Raw genomic sequence first — 22,656 nt, forward strand, 5'->3', positions numbered from 1 at the left:
AACAAACCAGTGGATTGTTTGAAGCTGGAAGGCCAGAAACGGAGTTCCTCTTGCGTCGAAGTAAAAAAAGTCAACTAAAGGACTATATATCTGCTTTGCCCCTTTGTTCCTTCACGAAAACTCCCAACTAATGTTAAACAAAACGAATAAGATACCGAGATAATCATTTATATCTCGGTACTTTTTTTGTGAACTAATTCCCATCACTTAATCGTTTTGTTCGTCTTTTGTTTCTTTTTCCAATTTATTTTTACTATTTCATTTGAAATTTTAAAAATATCCGTATTATATCTAAAAAAAGTATTCCAAACGACTCATTTTCTGTTAAACTATATGTATATAACAACTGCAGACGTTTTTATGACGTCCATATATAACAAAAAGGAGTTTTATATGAAGATTAGAAACCGTTCTCTCTTCTATACCGTAGGTTCTGTAGCGGTAACAGCCGGACTCTTGTTTAGTCTTGCTACTTCGCCCATACCATCTGTGCACGCTACTGAAGTGGCGATAGAGAATTATCCGTCACTTGCAATAACCAAGTCGGAAGTCACGATACAAGGCTATCTTATTGCACCACTTAATAGTAGCGGAACTGCTTTTGACGCTACTAACAAAACAAATCTAGCCCTTGGTGCAAGCATGGATACTGTGGCCGCCGACACTATCCCTATTCAACTAAAAGAACCTCTTCGTAGCCAATTCAACCTCGTTGATCATCCCGAACTAGTCGGAAAATTAGTTCGCATCACAGGAACTAGCGATACATACATGAAGCGAGCTGGGATCAAACCAGCTACAGCGATTGAAATCGTAGATTCATCTTCTACTAATGTTCAGCCACCAACAAGTGAAAATACAGCTACCAAACCAAGTGACCTTGTTTCTACACCGATTGCTACTGTTCGTTCTGGTGCACAAGGAACAGAGTACACAGTCTCTGGTAAAATTATTAGCCTAGTAAACGGTTGGGGAGGAAATGGTTTTTACCTCCAAGGTTCTGACGGTGCTGGTATCTATATCTACCCTGGGGCTGCCTTGGGCTATCAGCGTGGTGATACCGTTCAATTAACAGGAACATTGGGTGAGTATAAAGGCGAACTCCAACTAACCACAGTTAGCAACCACAAGGCTATCTCTGAGAATTTCAACACTCCTATTACAGAAACAAACATTGCTCAGTTAACGACGCAAGCACAGGCAACACTAGTTTCTCTAAAAAACTTGACTGTCGGAGATATTCAAAGTGATAGCTATCAAAATTCTACCTTTACCGTAACTGACTCTGAAGGACAAACTGTGGATGTGCGTTTAGACAGTCGAACAGGCATCAAAACGGCGGATCTTTTGAACCGTATCAACAAGGGAGATAAGATTAATCTAACCGCTATTTTATCCACCTATAACGGAAAAATACAATTAAAACCATTTGACCTCTCTCATTTTGAAGTCATTGAAAAGGCAACGACGGAAGCAGGACCAAGAAAGACCGAAGCTGTAACAGTCGGTCGCATTCAAGGTGCAAGTCACCAATCACCTCTGGTGAATCAATCTGTTATGCTTAAAAATGTCGTAGTAACCTACGTTACCTCTGCCAATAACTTCTACGTGCAAGATGTCACACCAGATGGAGACGTCAAAACATCTGACGGTATTAACATCTTTACTGACAAATTAAAAACAAATGTCAAAGTAGGAGATCTTGTCACTATCGCAGGACGAGTAGAAGAATACCAGGGCAGAGGGTATGCTGAACGTGACAAAACAGACTTAACCATCACACAAATTCGAGCTACTGAAGTAACTGTGGATGGGACTGCACCTGTACCCTCTCCTATAGTCCTTGGTCTTGACCGAACCATCCCAGCAGATATTATTGACAACGACGGTTTGGCTCAATTTGATCCAGAACAAGATGCGCTCGATTTCTGGGAATCCGTTGAAGGCATGGTGGTTGCCGTTGATGATGCAAAAATCCTCGGCCCACTAAAAAATAAGGAAATCTATGTCACTCCTGCCACTAGTCAACTTCCTTTAAACAATGTTGGAGGCGTCAACCTTCGCCCTGAAGGGAATAATACCAATATCATTCCTCTACTTTTGAAAAATGGAAAACAGATCGTCAAATCAGGAGACTATTTCACCGGTCGTATTGCTGGACCAGTTACCTACTCTTACACCAATTATAAGGTCTATGTAGATGATAGCACACTTCCAACCTTGCACGAAGGAACTACAAAACCAGAAACAACAACCATTATCCCAAATGATGACAAGCTAACCATTGCTTCTTATAATATTGAAAACTTCTCTGCTAATAGTAAGTCAACATCAGACGCTAAAGTCCAACGCATTGCCAAATCCTTTGTTTCAGACCTACATTCTCCAGACATTATCGGATTGATTGAAGTGCAGGACAACAACGGTGCTACAAACGACGGCACAACTGATGCTAGTAAGAGTGCTGAGCGCCTAATTGCAGCCATTCAAGCAGCCGGCGGACCAACCTATACCTATGTGGATATTGCTCCCGAAAACAACAAAGACGGCGGACAAGAGGGAGGCAATATTCGCGTCGGCTTCCTCTACAACTCAAAACGTGTCAGCCTATCTGACAAACCAATCGGTACCGCAACACAGGCAGTAGCTTGGGAAAACGGCGAACTCAATCTCAGCCTGGGCCGAATCGACCCAACCAACCCTGCTTGGGCAGCTGTCCGCAAAACACTTGCAGCTGAATTCGTCTTCAAAGGCGAGAAAGTCGTTGTCCTTGCCAACCATCTCAACTCAAAACGCGGTGACAATGGTCTCTACGGAAAAATCCAACCTGTCAGCTTCAAGTCCGAAGAAAAACGCCACATACTGGCACAAATTATCGCTGACTTTACAAAAGCAGGTTTAACTCAAAATCCAAATGCTAATATCGTTATGCTAGGCGACTTCAATGACTATGAATTTACTAAAACCATAGAAATTTTAGAAACAGGAGGAATGGCTAACCTCGTTAGTCGTCACGATGCATCCGATCGCTTCTCTTACTTCTATAACGGAAACAATCAGTCTCTTGACAATATGCTAGTATCAACTAACTTGTTGGAGCGCTATGCCTTTGATATGGTCCATGTCAATTCAGCCTTTATGGAAGAACATGGCAGAGCTTCTGACCACGATCCGCTATTGGTACAACTGGATGTGACAAAGGCGCAAGAACCAACTCAACCAGAACCAAGCGACAAGCAGACAGATGACTCAGGAACAGTCAACAATAGTGATGACAATGGTACGCCCAACAATAACAAGCCAACAAATCCTTCAACCTCTGTTCAAACAACTGTAAATGCTGATGACCGTTCTGGCGCTACAGACAAGGGACAACCAACAGCCATCCCTACTGCCAAAAACAGTCAAAAGAAAATTCTTCCAAAAACAGGAGAAGAAACAAGCTTTGTACTTATCACAATCGGTCTCGTAATCTTGAGCGCCTGCCTTGTCAAAAAACAAAAAGAATCCTAATCATTTTTTGAGCTTGAAAGCATGACTTTCAGGCTCATTTTTCCACTGCTCCACCTCCACTTGTGCTATAATTAAAGTTATGGATAAAATTATTAAAACACTATCAAAAAGCGGGCATTTCCGTGCCTTTGTGCTAGATAGCACAGAAACCGTAAAAACAGCCCAAGAAAAACACGATACTATGGCGTCATCCACCGTTGCTCTGGGCCGCACTCTCATTGCCAATCAAATTTTGGCTGCCAATGAAAAAGGCGATGCAAAAATCACCCTGAAAATCTTGGCTAGCGGTGCTGTTGGGGCTATCATCTCCGTTGCCAATACCAAAGGTCAGATCAAGGGCTACATTCAAAATCCAGACTTGGACTACAAACGAACCTCAACTGGCGAAGTCATCGTTGGGCCTCTTGTGGGCAATGGTCAATTCCTGGTTATCACAGACTACGGAACAGGTCACCCCTACAATTCCATGACACCCTTGATTTCTGGTGAGATCGGTGAAGACTTTGCCTACTTCCTAACAGACAGCCAGCAAACGCCTTCTGCAGTGGGATTGAACGTGTTATTAGACGAAGAAGATAAGGTCAAGGTGGCTGGCGGATTCTTGCTCCAAGTTTTACCAGGTGCAACCGAGGCTGAAATTGCCCGTTTCGAGAAACGCATCCAAGAAATGCCTGCCATTTCGAGCTTGCTGGCTTCTGAAAACCACATAGAAGCTCTGCTATCCGCCATTTATGGCGACGACGACTTCAAACGCCTGTCAGAAGAGGAAATCGGCTTTGTCTGCGACTGCTCTAAAGACCGCTTCCTCGATGCTCTGGCCAGCCTGCCAAAAACGGACCTGCAAGAGATGAAAGACGAGGACAAGGGCGTGGACATCACCTGTCAATTCTGCCAGACCCATTACCACTTTGACGAAAACGATTTGGAGGAACTCATCAATGGCTAATCTCAACACCCCTTTCATGATTGGTGATGTGGAAATCCCCAATCGCTGCGTGCTGGCCCCAATGGCTGGCGTGACCAACTCGGCCTTCCGCACCATTGCCAAGGAAATGGGCGCTGGTCTGGTCGTTATGGAAATGATTTCTGAAAAAGGCCTTCTCTACAACAACGAGAAGACCCTCCACATGCTCCATATCGACGACAACGAATACCCTATGTCCATCCAGCTTTTCGGCGGCGATGCCGAAGGACTAAAACGGGCTGCCGACTTCATCCAAACCCACACCAAAGCTAATATCGTAGATATTAACATGGGCTGCCCTGTCAACAAGGTCGTTAAAAACGAAGCTGGTGCCAAGTGGCTCAAGGACCCCGACAAGATTTACCACATCATCAAGGAAGTGACCTCGGTACTTGATATTCCCTTGACTGTTAAAATGCGGACCGGTTGGAACAATACCGACCTAGCGGTCGAAAATGCCCTGGCCGCAGAAAGTGCCGGTGTGGCTGCCCTAGCCATGCACGGACGGACCCGCGAGCAGATGTACACAGGAACCGTTGACCTGGAAACCTTGACTAAGGTGGCTGGCAGCCTAACCAAGATTCCCTTCATCGCAAATGGTGACATCCGTACTGTAGAAGATGCCCGCCAGCGAATCGAGGAAGTCGGAGCTGATGCCGTCATGGTCGGACGAACTGCTATGGGAAATCCTTACATCTTCAACCAAATCAACCACTATCTTGAAACAGGAGAAGTCCTGCCCGACCTCTCCTTCGATGACAAACTCAATGTCGCCTTCGACCACCTAACCCGATTGACCAATCTCAAAGGCGAATCCATTGCCGTACGTGAATTCCGTGGTCTTGCCCCTCACTACCTCCGTGGTTCAGCAGGTGCTGCTAAGATCCGTGGTGCCGTTGCCAAGGCAGAAACCATTGAGCAGGTCCAAGAACTCTTTGACCAAGCCAGAGAAGCCTATCAAGAACGGATCACTAAGTAATACTCAATGAAAATCTGAATAGAGTGGCATTCACTAACATTAATCCGATACAAAAACGCATAAACCCAGGGTTATAACCCGATTTTATGCGTTTTTTCTGTATGATTACATTATTCCTGCTCAGCAAAAAAAGTCAACAAAGGCAGGGGCAATGTAGTCTCGATACTTCTCTGGACTCTCGCGAATGAGGGTCCCTGAAATACCAAATTTTCTAGGACTATAATGAGCTTGATAGCCTCGACTTTGCAGTTCCTGAGCGTATTCTTCCTCAGACACATAGAAGACTGGCACCTGATGTTCAGACAAATCCAATAAACCAAGCAAGCGGTCTAACCAAAGGTCCCAGCCATTTGGATAGGGAGGTAAGTCTGTTTCATCCAAGGCACAAACTCTGACCAAATCATCTCCCTTAAACTGCTCTTGAGCAAATTGAAATCGTTTGGTCAAATCTAAACCAATCAAATCCCCACGGTCCTTGTCATACCCTGACACCACAATATAAACCTGACCACAGGCCAACTTTGCTCGCTCGATCAAATCCAAATGTCCCTTGTGCATGGGAGCAAAGGTTCCGAAAACAACAGCTATGGTTTGATTCATAGATTTCCTTTCTACTTGCTAAAGAGGCGAGCAAGAAGCCCAGCACCTCTTCTCAGAGTTCGTGTCAACATCTTAGCGCAGTGGTTGATTGGGTTTAACAGTCCAGTGGACTGTTAAAGGTTGGAGATAAGATTTGCAAAGCAAATCTCATCAATTCGTGTTTTACACTCCAAATCTGACCACTACGACTGATGCGAACAGAGTTCGCTTCATTTCCAACCTCACAAGGTTCACTGAACCTTGTGAGCTGTGCGGGGGTGGGAGTAAATTGAGGCTGGGCAAAAAGCCCAGCACCGCTTCTCAAAGTTAGTGTCAACATCTCAGCGCAGTGGTTGATTGGCAGATTTGTTCGTGTTTTACACTCCAAATCTAACCTAATCAACTGTGCGGGGGTGGGAAAACGAACTCTTCTATGAATGGTTGAGTTCTTTCCCACTCCCATTTTAGCCCGAACCTACTGTTTGGAGGTGAGGGGAACTCTTTTTTAGACTAGTCGAGTTCTTTCTCACTCCCTATTTTATCCTTTTTTCAAAACGGAAGAACAATTCTGCATCTGGAAAGGATAGCAACAACAAGCACTCCTTATCCCTTTACCACACCAAACTTGAGTTCTTCGCCCTTGACCCCAACCTTCAAGGTCGAACCAGTAGCCAAGTCACCACGGAGTAACATTTCTGCCAACGGATCTTCCAATTTGGTTTGTAAGAGTCTACGAAGAGGACGAGCTCCCATTTCTGGGTCATAACCTTGTTTAGCCAATAACTTAAGGGCTGATGGTTGAAGTTTAAGGGCAATTCCTTTCTCAGCTGTTACAGCCAACAATGGTTTAACCATGACTTTAACAACATCCTGCATATGGGACTCAGTCAAGCTATGGAAGACAACTTTCTCGTCAATACGGTTGATAAATTCTGGACGATAGGCTTTTTTCAATTCCTCAAAAATGCGTTTCTCCACTTCCTTGTGGTCCTTAGATAAATCAAGGGCACCAAAACCAACTGTCTTATCATCACGAAGGGCTGTTGCTCCAAGGTTTGACGTCATGATAATAATGGTATTTGAGAAATCAACCTTACGTCCCTTACTGTCTGTCAGAACACCATCATCCAAGACCTGCAAAAGAACATTGAAAATATCTGGATGAGCCTTTTCAACCTCATCAAAAAGAAGAACAGAATAAGGTTTGTTACGAACTTTTTCCGTCAATTCGCCACCTTCCTCATAGCCCACATAGCCCGGAGGGGCACCGTTTAAACGGCTGGCTGCGAATTTCTCCATGTATTCAGACATATCAAAACGGATAAGAGCAGATTCGTCATCAAAGAGAACTTCTGCCAAGGCTTTAGCAAGTTCTGTCTTACCGACACCAGTTGGTCCCAAGAACATAAAGGAACCAATCGGTCTGCGACCTGTACGAATCCCTGACTGATTACGGCGAATAGCTCTGCTAACTGCAGAAATAGCTTCTTCCTGCCCAATCACACGCTTGTGCAATTCTGCTTCCAGATTCAGATACTTCTTAGTATCTGATTGGCTAAGCTTGGCTACTGGGATACCTGATAAGCGGCTAAGTGTTTCTAAAACATCTTCTTCTGTTACTTCAAGGTCATAGTTTTGACTAGCCTCGGCATCTTCTTTCGTTTTAATCAAAAGCTTGCTGACAGTCTTATATTTTTTATCCATCAAGGCCTTGTCAATACTCGTCAGTCCTGTTTCCTCAGCCTGCCCTTTCACTCGATTTTGTACCGTTGCACTGGCTTCATCCATCAAATCAATGGCAGAATCTGGCAGGTTTTTACTAGTCAAATACCGCTTAGCGTAGGTCACAGCAGTCTCTACAGCCGTATTTCCAATACGGACCCTGTGGTATTTCTCAAAAGTACCTTTTAAACCAGTCAAAATGGCAATGCTATCTTCCACTGTCGGCTCTTCAATGGTCACTTTGGCAAAACGACGAACCAGGGCTGCGTCTTTCTCAATATGCTTTTGGTACTCTGTCTGAGTCGTCGCTCCGACTGTACGGAGGGTGCCACGAGCAAGAGCTGGTTTGAGGATATTGGCTGCATCCAAGGTCGAATCAATCCCCGAGCCAGAACCCATAATGGTATGCAACTCATCAATGAAGAGGATGACCTGACCATCTTCCTCGATGTCGTTGATAATATTATTCATCCGCTCTTCGAAATCACCACGGAAACGAGTTCCAGCGATAACATTCATCAAGTCAAGTTCCAAAACCCGCATCTTAGCCAAGCTGACAGGGACATCACCTGCAGCAACACGTTGAGCAAGACCCAAAGCAAGCGCAGTTTTTCCGACACCTGCATCACCAACTAGAACTGGGTTGTTCTTGGTTTTACGTGATAGAATTTGGATCATCCGTGCAATCTCAGCGTCTCGACCGATGACAGGTTCAATCTTCCCTTCACGCGCCAAAGCTGTCAAATCACGAGTGTAGTCTTCTAATCCACCACTTTGAGGTGCTGGGGGCATTCCCATCATCTGTCCCATATTAGTAGGTTTGGCTTTGCCACCCTTCATCACACTGCGGATAGCTTTAAGGTCCTCTTTGGTAAACCCCGCACGTGCCTCCAAGTTTTTACGCAAGTCCAAGAAACGAAACTTATCATCTGAGTCTTCAAAATAAAAACCTACCTTGTCCAAAATCTGACTAGCTGTTGACCGCTTGTCCAACAACATAGCCATAAACAAATGTTCCGTTCCCAGCTCCTTAGCCTTGACGACTTCTGCAATTTTCTTGGCAAAACTAGCCGTTTCATCCAAACGTTTAGAAGATGGTAAAATACGAAAACTATCCAACTCTTCACGATAGACCTTGTCGGTCACAACAAAAGTTGCATGTTCATAGTCAGAAATTGAAATAGGATATTCTGCCAAAACAGCGCCGGCGACTGTATCATGGTTGATAACGAAAGACAAGAGAACATGCCATGTTTCCAAGTATTCACAAGCATAACGTTGTGCGACCAACTGGGCATCTTCAAAAACACTTTGTAAACCAGTTGAAATTTTCATAAATTAATCCTCTTTCCTATCTAAACGTCGTAGTATTTGACGCATCATGCGTGCTCGAATAGCACTTGCATCTTTCCCTAATATTTCATCAGTTCCTGTGGACAAAAAGAGATTGCCTTCTCGTTCTGTCATCAATCCTTCATCAAAAAGGAGCTGTAAAATATCCGCATAAACCGTCGCAGACAACTGCTCACCCATATTGTTTAACAAATCATGGACCAGTTCGTGCTTATCCGAAAAGGTAATCCGCCCAATTCGGATATAACCACCACCACCACGCTTACTCTCAACAATATAGCCACGGCTGGCTGTAAAACGGGTTTTAATGACGTAGTTAATCTGACTTGGCACCACTTCAAACCGACTGGCCAATTCACTTCGACGCAACTCAGCTACACTGACTTGGTCCAAGATGGCTTTGATATGCTCTTCTATATAATCCGATGTATTTTTCATCGCCATAGTATCGCCTCTTTCTTTGACTATCTTTGACCATTATACCTTAAAATGACGAATTTTGAAAGCAAAAGCCTAGCAACTAGCGTAGCAGAATTTTGAAATCTGCTCTGCTTTATCCTATAATAAAAGAAAAAAACAGAAAGGACTAGGGCTTCCGTATTTAGTTGAACTGAATACGGGCTACGGACTAGGCCAAAAAGATAAACGAGAACTAGTCGTCGTTCTGTTTCCTATTTTTTCCGTGTCCGCTTAAGGCCCTTTAGATCTTATACCATGAACTTTCAAGATTACATTCAAGACTTTACAAGTGTGACTGTGGAGCAGGCACAGAACCTTCTAGCTGCAAAAGAGGGGGCTGTTCTCTTCATCGGACGAGCAACCTGCCCTTACTGCAACCGCTTTGCGCCAAAACTCCACAAGGTCGCCCAAGACAAGCAAGTGACCGTCCACTTCCTCGACTCCAGCCAAGTCAGCCCTGAACTCCAGGCCCTCCGCGACCACTACCGAGTTCCTACCGTACCAGGCCTCCTCGTCGCAAAAGCAAACGGCGTCCAAGTCCGCTGCGATTCCAGCATGACGGAAGAAGAAATTGTGGCTTTTATTGAGGACTAATACATAACAGACAAAAAAGCACCGACCACAAGACCGGTGCTTTTTAAGGAGATTATGAAAAATATTTAGGATTGATACTAGTATAACCTAACCAAATATATCCGACATCCGCCCTAAGACCGATTTTACAAAAAAGAAAAAGTCATTAGAAGTACAATTCTAACGACTTTATTTTGGTTTGAAGCATCGACCAAAAAGCCAAAACTTTTACCATCTTTATTACAACTTGATTACATCACAATATAACTTAAAATGCTCTCTTATATACTATTAAACCAATAGATAAAACAATAAGCATTACACCCAATAAGAAAATCTCTTTAGTAGTTTTTTCTCCTGTTTGAGGCAAGACTTTTATGTTGTTAGCAACTTTTTTGTTGTCAGCAACTTTATTTTCTTCAGAGGTATAAATAGTTTTAAAGAGAAGTTCAGTTTTCTTATCTTGATTCATTTCTGAAGCAACTATTGATGTACGTAATTGAGCTGTCACTTCATCCACTGAAACAAGAACAGTAACTCGATATTTTGTCTGGTCAAAAATATAACCTTCTAAACCATTATCTTCCTGAGAAAGTATATATGTGTACTTACCAGGTGTTGTATAGGTTAAATTTGAAAAACGTCCCTCTTTTTCTCCGTCAACTGTTACTTTTGTCCCTTCTTTAGGCAGGGGAAAGCTAGGATCTTCTGGAGTCAAAATAAAAGTAAACTTTCCATTAGGGAGGGGTTTTCCATTCTGAGTCACTAACTGGTTTTTGAAAACAATTTCAGTAACAACGGATTGTTCAGCAGAAACTGCATTGACCACATGACTTGTTCCTAAAACTATCCCTAAAAAAACAAGTAACAGAGTGAATATTTTCTTCATATATAGCTCCATTATTCTATACTAATATCAAATGCTTTAAATTATCCCTAAAACCAATATTCTACCATCTGTTTCTGTATCTTCACAAGTCGACAACGCAACTAATCTATTTTGTTTCGTCATCTTTAAATCTCGATATTGAACTGATTTCGTTTTTATATGAGCTAGTAAATTCTCAAACCTCTGTTCATCAATTCCAGTCGGATTAAACATCATTTCATCAAAAGCATCTGTCTTCACACATGCAAAAAATGATATTGTTTTAGAAGAACCATCTGGGAGAAAAAGTGTCGCAGTTTTATGATCTTTAAAATAATCTGCGTTACAAAACTTTGGCAATTCCCCAAACATGACATCTCCTGCCATATGGTGGGCATAGATAATGGAATAAACATCATTAAAGCTAGATTGATTACGATGATCAAGGAAAACACTGCCAGAGAGGGAATATTCTCCCTCTACTGACTTATTAATATAGTCTAAGTTTGTTTTTCCTTGAACAAGAGGATAATCAATATTTGTTCCCTTTACTTCTAACCATCCTATTACTTCAGAATTTAAGTGTAGAAGCTTTTCAAAATCAATTTCATTCTCTTTATAACTTTGGTAATTAGCTGCGCTTGCATTATGATATAGAAAATAATTACTATACAAACCTAACAAAGCGAGTCCCAAAATTAGAAAACAGAACAGTAACAAACATCTATCAATTATCCAGTTTAACCACTTAATTAAGGCATACATATAACATTAGCATTGATTAAGCTTTTTTATTTTTAACAAAGTATAGAACTCCACCGATACCAACTAGTGTCATAACAGCATATGGAGCAATTGCCATCGCAACACCTGTCGGTGTATTAATGTTTTTATTATTTGTTACAACGATTGTATCCGGAGTTTCATCTGAAATTTGTTCAGTAAAGTTATAAGTCTTAGCTTGATTATTTTCTGTAAGTTCTGCACTTACTTTATAATCTTCCAACTTATTTTCTTCAACCTTATATGTGATACCAATTGGCAACTTATCAATACTCAACGACTCACCATCTTTCAATGTAAATTGATTCGCTCCCATTGAAAGTTCTTTATCTGTACTTGTACCAGTTTTATCATTGACCTTAGCAAAAATTTTAGAGCCATTTTTATAGTGGTCATCTGCTTTCAAAGTAATAGTGAATCCAAACTCTTTATTCTTATCACCAGCATTACCTGTAACAGATTTTTTTACTGTTAATGACGTTGTTTTCAAAGCGTTATCAAACTTAATTGGTTCCTTAGCTTCACCGCCTTCTTGACGTGACACAATATATTTCGGCTTGATTGTACCAGCTTCATCCAAGGCATAAACATCAACTACATATTTCTTAGTAGAGTAAGTTACACCTGGAGTATTTCCAGAAGTTTCTGTCACTAAATAACGATACACCCCTGGTTTTGGATAATTCACGCCAGAAAAATCAAAATCTGTAGTTTTATCTTTAGTTTCCATAGTATCAGTATTAGAGTATAAAATAGTTTTCTGAGTTACCATATCATTTACAATACCTGAATACACCGTTAAGCCATCTTTTGTTTCAGTTGAATCAGCTACATTCTGTGGAGTGATAGAAAAAGTAAAATCTGTAGCTGGTGACAAAACACCCTCTGTCAACTCAAATGACTTAGTCACCCGTAATGACGAACCATTCACTACTGGAGTCTCCTCCGCCTTAACCGTTCCTGTAGCAAGCATCATCAATGCCAAACCTGATACTAAAAAACTATACTTCTTCATTTTATATTCTCCTTCTATTTTTAAATATCTCTCACTCTGATGAGTGTAGTCACAACTCCTTTTATTTTGTTTATAGGAATTGCTCCAATAAATCGACTATCCGTTTGTTCTTTTCTAAAATCATACAGAACAAAGTAGCTTCCCGCAGGAATTTCATAGGGATAGCTAACACCACTTGAATGGGCTGAAGTTTGATAGGGAAGCTCTTCTTCGCGAATATGACCATTCACCATCAATTCTCCCTTATCTGTAATATCAACAATATCACCTGACTGTGCGACTACACGTCCTACACGTTCGTAATCTTCTTCTTGATAAACAACAACATCATTAATTTTTATATTGTCATAAATTCTTGAATATATTGCCAAATCACCAACTTTTAAATTTGGAAACATGTGAATATTTTTTACAAAAATCACTCCTACGACAAAGTTTAGAAAAATGTATCCTATCCCTGCTATTACAGCACACTTAGTAATAAATTTTTTCAATCCTTGTCTACCTTCTCGCGACTGATTTTTATCATCTTTTTGAATAGGATTATTCCTTCTTTTACCCATACGTTTTTATTTTCTTTTAAAGCTGACAAATATGGTCGATACAATGGCTACCACAGCCAGACTAAGCATCATTTGATATATATTGGAATTATCAGAAATTCCTGTCGGTACAACAATTTCTTTATTATTTTCAAACATCACAGCAACATCTGTGGAAACAGTGTTCCTTGTAATCTCTTTTGTTCCAACAAGTTGTTCTGACTCTGAATCAACACTGATTGTTGTTTTGTAATCATCATATGCAGATTCTTTTATAGTATATGTGTAATTTGTTGGAATATTTAAAATCTCAGCAGTATCATTATCTCTCAACGGGAAGGAGACTCGACCATTTTCCAATGATTTTTCGGCATCTCCTTCACTTCCTTTTATTTTGACTTTAAATTCTCCTGATAATGGTTTACCGTCTGCATCTTTCAACTCTACTTCAAAATAGAAGTCTTTTGACTTATCCGAAGCTGTCCCTGTAACCTTTTTAGAAATTTGCAACTTGTGCGTCGTAGGTACAACAACTCCTTTTTTGTCTTCCATTCGAATCACATCAACCAATGCATCTGGATGATACTGCGTACCGATGAGCGACTGATAGCCGTTATTACTTGGAACAAAAAAATCTAAATCCGGCAACCCATCTGCACTCTCATTATTTTTAGCATACTCAATCAACGCTTTTGTTACTTTCAATGTAGCATCATTCATATCACCAAATCCATGAGTATCTTCGCTCTTCCATTTATCTACATCTGCACTGTCTGTAAAATGGTAGATTGCTAACTGTGTTGCTGCACGGAATTGTGTTGCTGTCAGGTCTTGAGGAAGATTATCGTTTGTCCCTTTGTAGCCTTTGTGAATAACTTTTTTTATCCATGTCAAAAATACATTAGGATCAGTAGTTCGTGGAGAAACTGCATATTTTAATAAATCATTCCCTTTAATATGCGTGAACTTAACTTCACTAAGTGTTGCTACATCAGGTTCGATAGTATCCCCATTATCATAAGAATCCGGAGGCGAATGCAAATCTGCATTAAAACAGTAAACAACCTGAGGAGTTCCATCCGCGTTTTTGGCATAATAAAATTTTGCATAATTTTTTGTATCTAAATTTTCTTCAAAATAATAGTCATTGTACGCAATAGCCGAAAAAGGAGTCCCATTCTCTTTATAAGGGTTATCGACAAATTGACCATTTTTCTGAACTTGAACCTTGCCGTTCTGTACTTTAAAAGTTATAGGTTCTGCTATTCCATAACCTTGAGGCGGACTCACCTCAGTCAGCACATAAGTACCATCCGGTAACTTTACTTGCTCTCCTGTGGCATTACTTACAAAAGTTCTTTCTTCGAAGCCACTGCCTGCTGTTTGAGTTAATTTTAAAGTTGCCCCCTCTAACAGTTTAGAGTAGTCGCCTTCCGCATACTTTCGGATAATAACCTGAGTTCCTACTTCTTCTGCTATCACCTTATTTTGCTTCCAACCAAATACAGAACAAAACAAAATGAACACAAAGAGTAGACTAAATTTATGAATATTTTTCATATATCCTCCGTGTTTTTTTATAACGCTAATACTTCCTTCCTCTAGCACTATTTATTTGGAGCTATAGGAAGGAAGTACTAGTTTAAAATCTTATTCAAACAATTGGAGGTTATTTACCAAGAGCTGCTGCCATTGTAGCTGCAACTTCTGCTTCAAAGTCGTTTGAAGCTTTCTCGATACCTTCACCCACTTCGAAACGAGCAAATTCTACAACTGAAGCGTTCACTGAGTTCAAGTAAGCTTCAACTGTTTTGCTGTCGTCCATGATGTAAACTTGTGCAAGAAGTGTGTAAGCTTGGTCAACTTGAGTGTTGTCAAGCAAGAAGCGATCCATTTTACCTGGGATGATTTTGTCCCAGATTTTTTCTGGTTTGCCTTCTGCTGCCAATTCCGCTTTGATAGCTTCTTCAGCTGCTGCAATCACTTCGTCAGTCAATTGAGCTTTTGAACCGTATTTCAACAATGGTAATGCTGGTTTGTCAACCATTGCACGGCTTTCGTTGTCTTGTTCGATTTTGTGGTTGATTTGTGCCAACTCATCTTTAACGAATTGCTCATCCAATTCAGTGTAAGAAAGAACAGTTGGTTTCATCGCAGCGATGTGCATTGAGATTTGTTTTGCAAGAGTTTCGTCGCCACCTTCAACAACTGAGATAACACCGATACGACCGCCATTGTGTTGGTATGCACCAAATGCTTGAGCATCTGTTTTTTCAACTAAAGCAAAGCGACGGAATGAGATTTTCTCACCGATTGTTGCAGTTGCGTTTACGTATGCTTCTTCAAGGGTTTCACCTGAAGGCATAGCCAATTTAAGAGCTGCTTCGTTGTCAGCTGGTTTGCCTTCTGCAATTACTTTAGCAGTAGTGTTTACCAATTCAACGAATTGAGCGTTTTTCGCAACGAAGTCTGTTTCAGCGTTCACTTCAACAACTGCTGCTACGTTACCATCAACGTAAACACCAGTCAAACCTTCAGCTGCTACACGGTCAGCTTTCTTAGCTGCCTTAGCCATACCTTTTTCGCGAAGCAATTCAATCGCTTTTTCGATATCACCTTCAGTTTCAACCAATGCTTTTTTCGCGTCCATAACGCCTGCACCTGATTTTTCACGCAATTCTTTAACGAGAGCTGCTGTAATTTCTGCCATGTCTATTCTCCTTGTTTGTATTTATAAAATAGAGGAGCGGGCTCAGCCCTGCCCCTCTAGGATTGTTTTTATGTTTGATAATTTGATAAATAATGTAGAATGTACTCGGACTAAAAAGCTAGAATTTAGATAAATCTAACGCTTCTCTTAACGCCTTCATTACTTATTCAATTGTACTCAGGCTAAAATCTTAGTGAAAAAGATAAACTTCCTTGTATGCAAGCATACTGCGTCAGTTTCCTATTTTCATACAGATTTCTTAACGCCTTCGTTACTTATTATTTTCCTTCTACAACTTCAACCAATTCTTCGATTGATTCTGTAGATGCTGCCTCAGCTGCCAATTCAGCTTCAACTGCTGCTACGCTGTCTTCACCTTGGTTGCCTTCGATGATAGCGTCAGCCATTTTAGCTGTGATCAATTTAACAGCGCGGATAGCGTCATCGTTAGCTGGGATGATAACATCGATATCATCTGGATCTGTGTTTGTGTCAACCATCGCTACAACTGGGATACCCAATTTTTTAGCTTCTTTAACAGCGATTTGCTCTTTGTGTGGGTCAACTACGAACATTACGTCTGGAATGCGTGGCATGTCAGCAATACCGCCCAAGAATTTTTCAAGACGAGCACGTTGTTTGTTCAACAATGCTACTTCTTTCTTAGGAAGCACTTCGAAAGTTCCATCTTCTTCCATTCGGTTGATTTCTTTCAAACGAGCGATACGTTTTTGGATTGTACCCCAGTTTGTAAGAGTTCCACCCAACCAACGGTGGTTGATGAAGTATTGACCAGCGCGGATAGCTTCGTCTTTAACAGCTTCAGCAGCTTGTTTTTTAGTACCTACGAACAAGATAACTGCGTCGTTTGCTGCAGCGTCACGGATAAATTCGTAAGCTTGGTCAGCCAATTTTACAGTTTGTTGCAAATCGATAACGTGGATACCGTTACGCTCTGTGAAGATGTATTTAGCCATCTTAGGATTCCAGCGACGAGTTTGGTGACCGAAGTGTACACCAGCCTCAAGAAGTTGTTTCATTGAAATTACTGCCATGAGTATTTCTCCTTTTTGTTTTTTCTCCTCTCCCGAACTTCGACTTGCAGCCCAACCTTTCGGCAACAAGACCACAATTGGTCCGAGATGAGTATTTGTTGCACAGCAACTTTATCAGTATATCAGAATACCTGCCTATTTTCAAGTAAAACAACCGAGAAATTCATAAAAATCTGCCATCCCAAAATTCAGTAAATTCCCAAAGTAAGTTCTAGTCTACCGTAAAATCTGGAAATTGGGCTGATTCGGAAATTTCCACTTGACCAATTTCACTATTTAAGGTACAATATTCTTTGTTATGGCGGTATAGCCAAGTGGTAAGGCACGGCTCTGCAAAAGCTTGATCGTCGGTTCAAATCCGTCTACCGCCTTTTAATATTCTAAAAAACCTAGGAATCTCCCTAGGTTTTTTGCTATTCTTTTCGTTTCAGATTTCCGAGGGCCATAGCTCCACCAAATAGACCTAACAAGGCACTTATAAAGACACTTCCAAGGCTATCCCCAGTTTGAGGCAATTTCCCACTAGTATCCGCCGCTAGTGCACCTGTCTCTCCTCTTCCGCTTCTTTCAAAGAGTTCTCTGTGAGGTACGGACACATCTATTCTCTCATCAGAAATTCCTAATGCCTCCTCATGTTTTGTAAGTCTCCCCAAATGCTCCACACCATCTTCTCTTGTATCGCCAGTTAACAGCGCGATTTCAGTGGATTCTGTTTGCGGAGCAAGTGTGTCCTCTTCTTTTGGCATTGGTACCTGCACTTCCGATTTCGGAATAGGAATGCTAGGGGTTTGATCCTTATCTGATTGCTCCACACGAAGGTCTTTTTCAGGAACCTGCTCAGATACCTCCTTGTCATTTAACCGTACCTTATATTTCTTCACAACAGCATTTCCAAAACTGTCACTCAAATCAAGTTTGACTGTATCCCCGTCTTTCAGACTATGTAGCTCATAGCGAAAGGCTTTTTCATTATTTCCATACTGCCTCCAGAAGCCTCCTCGAGCCACAAAATCTTCGTTGATCTTCAAGGACCAATAAATTCCATTATCCTTGGCGCTTCCGGTAAGTGTCAAGTGCCCATCAGCATCTGCTAGGAGAACTCCTGCATACTGATTTTCCTCGTCTTCATCTTCTTCACTATCCACTACCTGTCTTTCCAATGGTAGCACCTCATTTTCCAGCTGTAAAACAGGGTTTTCTGTATCAACCAACATCTGATATTTCTTCGTGTAAGTCAACTCATCTGCCTCATTGTACACACTTATATCCACAACATTTCCCTCTTCAATCAGGGTAACTGGATAGGTCAACTTACCATCCTCAAAATAGCGTTTTTCGCCACCATTGATGCGTACAGAATGAGCTTGATTCGTTTCTGCTTCTATTTCAAATGTAAATAGATAAGTTCCATCTTCTTGCTTTTTGAAGTCGACCAACCCGCTATCTAGCTCACGACCAAGACTTTCTTTATTGAAACGAATCGGGTCAATCAACCAGTTATTGACAGTAATCGGAACTTCTGTTTCCTCCTCCTCATCCAGACTCTCTGGACTTGTATTGATACGAAGGTCCTTTAATTTATTGCCCTTCTCATCTACCGCAGTTAACATGATGGCTCTAGGAAAATCAGATTTAAAGAAGTCTTGCTCAAAACTGCCGTCTTCTTTTACATCTATGATTTTCAGCTCTCCCTTACCAATGTCTAGATTGGAATAGTAAAGTTTGATGTCCTTAGGAAGACTAACATTATCACTCACTTTCCCCTTCAATGTAAAGCGTCCGTTTTTACCAATATGGATAACCTCTTCAGCCTCTTCATCTTTTTCAATATCAATATCAAGATCAATCGTCGGCTTTTCATTATCTACCAAATAATTCAAGGCTTTAGTGTAAATAAGCTTGCCATCCTTATCTTTCAAGATTAATTCAAAACTATGGCGTCCATCTGATTGCTCTGGAATCTGGAGAGATAGTTGACCATTCTCAAGAGAGTAATTCACAGCCTGAGCATCCAAGTTAGCCTGCACATCGGAAACTTGCGTTGAGACGTTCGCTTTAATTTCTACAGTTTTCTTACTGCGAATTGCCGTCAAATCTTCCAAATTTTTAAACTGGATTACAGGCACCACTAAGTCTTTTTCAACAGCAACCACATTACCCGCTATATCCATCACCTCAACACGGAGATGATTTTTAGCATCGAGTGGCAGTTCCACTTCTTTGAGATGGTAATGTAGTTGACCTGCATCATCTACAACCTTTTCAACAAGAAGATCTTCTCCATTTAGATTAGCTCGAACCTCCCAAACTTTATTATTATCCTTGGCTGTGACGACCAGTTCTCTATGGCTGGTTAGACGATTGGTATCAATCGCGACAATTTCTGGCTTTTGATTATCAATTTTGACTGGCAGATAGGTATACTGATAGGCCCCATTTTCTTTATTTTTTACCCGCAATCTAAAGAAATATTGTCCTTCCGGCGCTGGTATATTTTCATCCTTGCTTGCATCGTACACTTTCCCATCCCAACGGTGCAATTCTATCGGAGTACGAAGTTTGGAATACTCCGAAAGACTTTCAAAATAATCTACATAGCGAACACGAGACAGCATGGTTCCTGTATCAATCCGCCTCAAAACAGGAGCATCTTCTGTAGCTTCTTTTACAATATCCAAATCATAGTTGGTAATATCCCTCAATAGCGCAAATCGAACAAAGGCATTCCCAATCTGACTATCCGAATGCTGGTTTTGAATCGCGATATTGTCTGGATTTAGAGGCGATTGATTATCTTGAATCTTTTCACGCCCAAGTTCAATATAACGCCCAGACTTATTGTGTTTATAGCTAGATAAAACCGAGGTCAGTTTCAATTTAGAACTGGTTTCCCAAGCCGGTGCATCAACAATCCTTTCTTTTGACCAGTCACCCACAAAGCCAAAATAAGGAATACTGATGTCCGACTGCCCTTCCGTCAATGACTTGAAGTAAATATACCCTTCTGCAAACTGGTCTTTCGCTTCTCCTGCATCCAATCTCAGACGAATAGTTTTCTTCTCTTTCGGACCCAGTTGAATGGATTGCTCAGAAAGATGAATACTCGAACCCCTGATTTCTGCCGCATGAATCTCTTTAACTACTTTTCCAGAACGTCCTATTCTATCAACAGGAACATCTTGACTAGTCAATACTTTCCCAGCTGAAATAGCAAAGCTTCTTTGTTGGTTTCCCAGATTTTCCAAGGTTACCTCAAATTCTGTCTCACGCCCTATTTCTTTTAATTCCACCCCTCCTTTTAGACGGTGGTGAAGAATCACATCTGTTTCAAAGGCTCTATCAATCTGCAACAGACCAGCGCCTTGTTGTCTCGGAGAATTTTCCAAAGCATGCCCAGATGAATCTAGAACATCAACCAAAGGGGTAGCAGTATTCATCAAAATGATTCTCAGCAAATCCATCCTAGTCATGCCTTCTGGTGGTGTCATTTGGCGAATCCGCGGCAATAAAAGTGCACTGGCACCCGCCACAATTGGCGAAGCCATCGAAGTCCCCGACATGGAGCCATAACGATTGTCATTCAAGGTTGCATAAACATCCTCTCCTGGTGCCACAATCTCTGGCTTCAATTCTAAGTTGACCGTAGGCCCCCAACTAGAAAAGCCTGATACCGTCGGTACTTCAATCAACTTCTTCATTCCAATTATAGGCCTGAGGACCAAACCAGTGTTGCCTTGCGATTGGTTGGCAACTTCTAATAATCGCCTTCCATCTTCCCCGCTAAGACTAATTCCCCAGATAGAGGAGTAGGAAAGCAAAGTCTTATCATCTACCAATAACTGATGGGTCCTATAATAATCCTTATTCCATCCCTGATCTGTGTTTATCACAATAATTCCAGCAACATCCTTGAATTTCAAATTACGAACAGCATCTTTCAAGTCAAACTTATCTTTTTTGATAACCGCGACTTTACCAGCCAAATCAAGCCTCTGCACTTCTTCCCAATGACCATTTCCAGCATCTACAAATTCATATTTTCCCTCTGTAAGCGTTGTATAGCCAATAGGATAGTAGCCAAAAGACTGCCCATTCAGCATAAATTCGCGTTGAACAAGATGGGTATTTCTCGCCGATCCAACCGCGATAACTGCGGGAGTCGCTGCTACGCCAACTGTTGTTGCCGTATCCACAGCTCCCAAGGCATTATTTGTATGCAAGTCAAAAGATGTGTCTGAGGAAGAAGCTCCAGCATTACCAATAGCCGCTGTAATGATAATCCCCTTTTCTGCTGCCCTCTTAGCAATCGTGTAGTAAGCGTTCCCTGGCAGCCCACTATCATAATAACCAACACTCAAGCTGATGACATCTGCCCCGTGTTTGATAGCATCTTCAATGGCAGCATAGGCAGCATCCTCCGTCTCAGCTTTATAATTTTTAGGGTCATTTGAAAAAATCTTGTAGACTAGCAGTTGTGCGTTAGGAGCAATCCCATCAACTCCCTTTTTAGACGCAACTTCTTCATCTGTTGCATTTCCAGCCAGAGTTCCTGCTATGTGCATACCATGTGGTTCGTGGGTATCATCGTAAAGATTATCGTTACCAGATACATAATTATAGCCATGGGGAACTTTCAGTGTGTATGTTCCTGTCGTAGATGGAGTAATGTCCTTGATTTTAGGAATGACACCATCATCCAACCTCATGTCTTTGTGCTTAATATCCAAACCGGAGTCAATGACTGCAATCACCATTCCGCGACCATCTGTCTGATATTTAGAACTTGCTTTTAAGGCACCAACCAGCTGTTTAGCAGTATGAAGAGTCGGTCGGATACGGCGACTCTCTTCTAAAGAGGTTAATTCGGTAATTGCCTTCACATCAGACAAACTTTCTTTCCCTACCTCTACAGATGCTCCCGTTAAAACCTCCTTATACTCATGAACAATTTTAACGCCATCAATTTTCTTTAATTTATCCAATACAAGATTTCGGTTCTCTTCGGAAAATTGTAAAATATAGCGCCCTGTTGTCACCTCTTCTGACTCAAGCTGTGATTCTTGCGGGATTGTTTGAGGAGCACTAGCTTCTTTTACGCTAATGTCTTCTTTTTCCCTTGACTCTTCTGTTGTCTTACCAGCTGTAGTTTTTATCTCGGTCGCAACTCGATCTGTGAGAAGACCTGATTCTTCACCCGCCTCTGTATCTACCACTTCTTCGACAGCTCCCTCTTCAGCAACTGGTTCATCCACCGGCTCCGTTTTAACTGACTCATCTGATAATGACCCATCTTCTTTTTTCTCTACCGCAGAATCTTGCTTGCTGTCCATATCCGTTGTGACCGCAACCGTAGACTCCAATCCTTCTCCACTAGTATCTGCATGAGCCATCGGAACACCCGTGATAAAAAATCCTATTGATACCGATGCCACACCGACACTTAACTTCTTGATACTAAAGCGTTGTTTATTCTCAATTTGAGACCACTTCTGTTTCATAAAACCTCCGTTTTTTAATATTGATTAATTTATAAGTTAGGTA

Annotated in this window: 15 protein-coding genes and 1 tRNA gene; 5 read left to right on the top strand and 11 right to left on the bottom strand. The window is 41.4% G+C overall.

The window, feature by feature from the left end; genetic code table 11:
- Nucleotides 1-393 precede the first annotated feature (393 nt).
- From ODU45_RS01460 to dusB, 3 genes are all read left to right on the top strand, one after another.
- Nucleotides 394-3,513, top strand: coding sequence for a DUF6359 domain-containing protein (locus ODU45_RS01460; RefSeq protein ID WP_398580620.1), 3,120 nt, complete (start codon nucleotides 394-396; stop codon nucleotides 3,511-3,513).
- Between the two features lie 79 nt (nucleotides 3,514-3,592).
- Nucleotides 3,593-4,459 (top strand): Hsp33 family molecular chaperone HslO, encoded by an 867-nt coding sequence (gene hslO, locus ODU45_RS01465; RefSeq protein WP_398580621.1) that lies wholly within the window; start codon nucleotides 3,593-3,595, stop codon nucleotides 4,457-4,459.
- Complete coding sequence (dusB, locus tag ODU45_RS01470) at nucleotides 4,452-5,456, top strand: tRNA dihydrouridine synthase DusB (RefSeq protein WP_398580622.1); 1,005 nt, start codon at nucleotides 4,452-4,454, stop codon at nucleotides 5,454-5,456. The genes hslO and dusB overlap by 8 nt, the downstream gene beginning before the upstream one ends.
- A 120-nt stretch (nucleotides 5,457-5,576) precedes the next feature.
- On the opposite strand, the gene ODU45_RS01475 is transcribed toward dusB, so the two are convergent.
- From ODU45_RS01475 to ODU45_RS01485, 3 genes are all read right to left on the bottom strand, one after another.
- A complete protein-coding gene (locus ODU45_RS01475; protein ID WP_398580623.1) occupies nucleotides 5,577-6,056 on the bottom strand; it encodes an adenylyltransferase/cytidyltransferase family protein in 480 nt (159 codons plus the stop codon).
- 582 nt (nucleotides 6,057-6,638) lie between these two features.
- The gene (locus ODU45_RS01480; RefSeq protein WP_398580624.1) at nucleotides 6,639-9,092 is read right to left on the bottom strand and encodes an ATP-dependent Clp protease ATP-binding subunit; all 2,454 of its coding nucleotides are present in this window, start codon (nucleotides 9,090-9,092) and stop codon (nucleotides 6,639-6,641) included.
- A 3-nt stretch (nucleotides 9,093-9,095) separates the two neighbouring features.
- The gene (locus tag ODU45_RS01485; RefSeq protein WP_136647325.1) at nucleotides 9,096-9,554 is read right to left on the bottom strand and encodes a CtsR family transcriptional regulator; all 459 of its coding nucleotides are present in this window, start codon (nucleotides 9,552-9,554) and stop codon (nucleotides 9,096-9,098) included.
- A gap of 270 nt (nucleotides 9,555-9,824) precedes the next feature.
- On the opposite strand from ODU45_RS01485, the gene ODU45_RS01490 reads away from it, so the two are divergent.
- Nucleotides 9,825-10,163, top strand: coding sequence for a thioredoxin domain-containing protein (locus ODU45_RS01490; protein WP_105139881.1), 339 nt, complete (start codon nucleotides 9,825-9,827; stop codon nucleotides 10,161-10,163).
- Between the two features lie 247 nt (nucleotides 10,164-10,410).
- On the opposite strand, the gene ODU45_RS01495 is transcribed toward ODU45_RS01490, so the two are convergent.
- The 7 genes from ODU45_RS01495 to rpsB all read right to left on the bottom strand — a co-directional run bounded on the left by ODU45_RS01495 (nucleotide 10,411) and on the right by rpsB (nucleotide 17,115).
- Nucleotides 10,411-11,031: a Spy0128 family protein gene (locus tag ODU45_RS01495; protein WP_398580625.1), complete on the bottom strand. Its 621-nt coding sequence runs from the start codon at nucleotides 11,029-11,031 to the stop codon at nucleotides 10,411-10,413.
- A 36-nt stretch (nucleotides 11,032-11,067) separates the two neighbouring features.
- Complete coding sequence (gene srtB / locus ODU45_RS01500) at nucleotides 11,068-11,775, bottom strand: class B sortase (protein WP_029752678.1); 708 nt, start codon at nucleotides 11,773-11,775, stop codon at nucleotides 11,068-11,070.
- A 16-nt stretch (nucleotides 11,776-11,791) separates the two neighbouring features.
- On the bottom strand, nucleotides 11,792-12,808 hold the full coding sequence (locus ODU45_RS01505) for a QVPTGV class sortase B protein-sorting domain-containing protein (RefSeq protein WP_398580626.1): 1,017 nt from the start codon (nucleotides 12,806-12,808) through the stop codon (nucleotides 11,792-11,794).
- Between the two features lie 20 nt (nucleotides 12,809-12,828).
- The gene (gene lepB / locus ODU45_RS01510; RefSeq protein ID WP_079739264.1) at nucleotides 12,829-13,371 is read right to left on the bottom strand and encodes a signal peptidase I; all 543 of its coding nucleotides are present in this window, start codon (nucleotides 13,369-13,371) and stop codon (nucleotides 12,829-12,831) included.
- Between the two features lie 6 nt (nucleotides 13,372-13,377).
- Nucleotides 13,378-14,910 carry a Cys-Gln thioester bond-forming surface protein gene (locus tag ODU45_RS01515; protein ID WP_398580627.1) on the bottom strand — a complete coding sequence of 511 codons (1,533 nt, stop codon included), beginning with the start codon at nucleotides 14,908-14,910 and terminating at the stop codon, nucleotides 13,378-13,380.
- Nucleotides 14,911-15,019: 109 nt separating this feature from the next.
- Nucleotides 15,020-16,060, bottom strand: a complete 1,041-nt coding sequence (gene tsf, locus ODU45_RS01520; protein WP_002937816.1) for a translation elongation factor Ts — start codon at nucleotides 16,058-16,060, stop codon at nucleotides 15,020-15,022.
- 278 nt (nucleotides 16,061-16,338) lie between these two features.
- On the bottom strand, nucleotides 16,339-17,115 hold the full coding sequence (gene rpsB, locus ODU45_RS01525) for a 30S ribosomal protein S2 (RefSeq protein WP_174853583.1): 777 nt from the start codon (nucleotides 17,113-17,115) through the stop codon (nucleotides 16,339-16,341).
- Between the two features lie 300 nt (nucleotides 17,116-17,415).
- Between rpsB and ODU45_RS01530 the strand changes: the two genes are divergently transcribed.
- Nucleotides 17,416-17,486, top strand: a tRNA-Cys gene (locus ODU45_RS01530).
- A gap of 42 nt (nucleotides 17,487-17,528) precedes the next feature.
- Here ODU45_RS01530 and ODU45_RS01535 read toward each other — a convergent pair.
- On the bottom strand, nucleotides 17,529-22,613 hold the full coding sequence (locus tag ODU45_RS01535) for a S8 family serine peptidase (protein ID WP_398580628.1): 5,085 nt from the start codon (nucleotides 22,611-22,613) through the stop codon (nucleotides 17,529-17,531).
- Nucleotides 22,614-22,656: the final 43 nt, after the last annotated feature.

The organism is Streptococcus sp. 2022WUSS135 (assembly GCF_044427045.1).
Lineage (GTDB): Bacteria > Bacillota > Bacilli > Lactobacillales > Streptococcaceae > Streptococcus > Streptococcus hashimotonensis.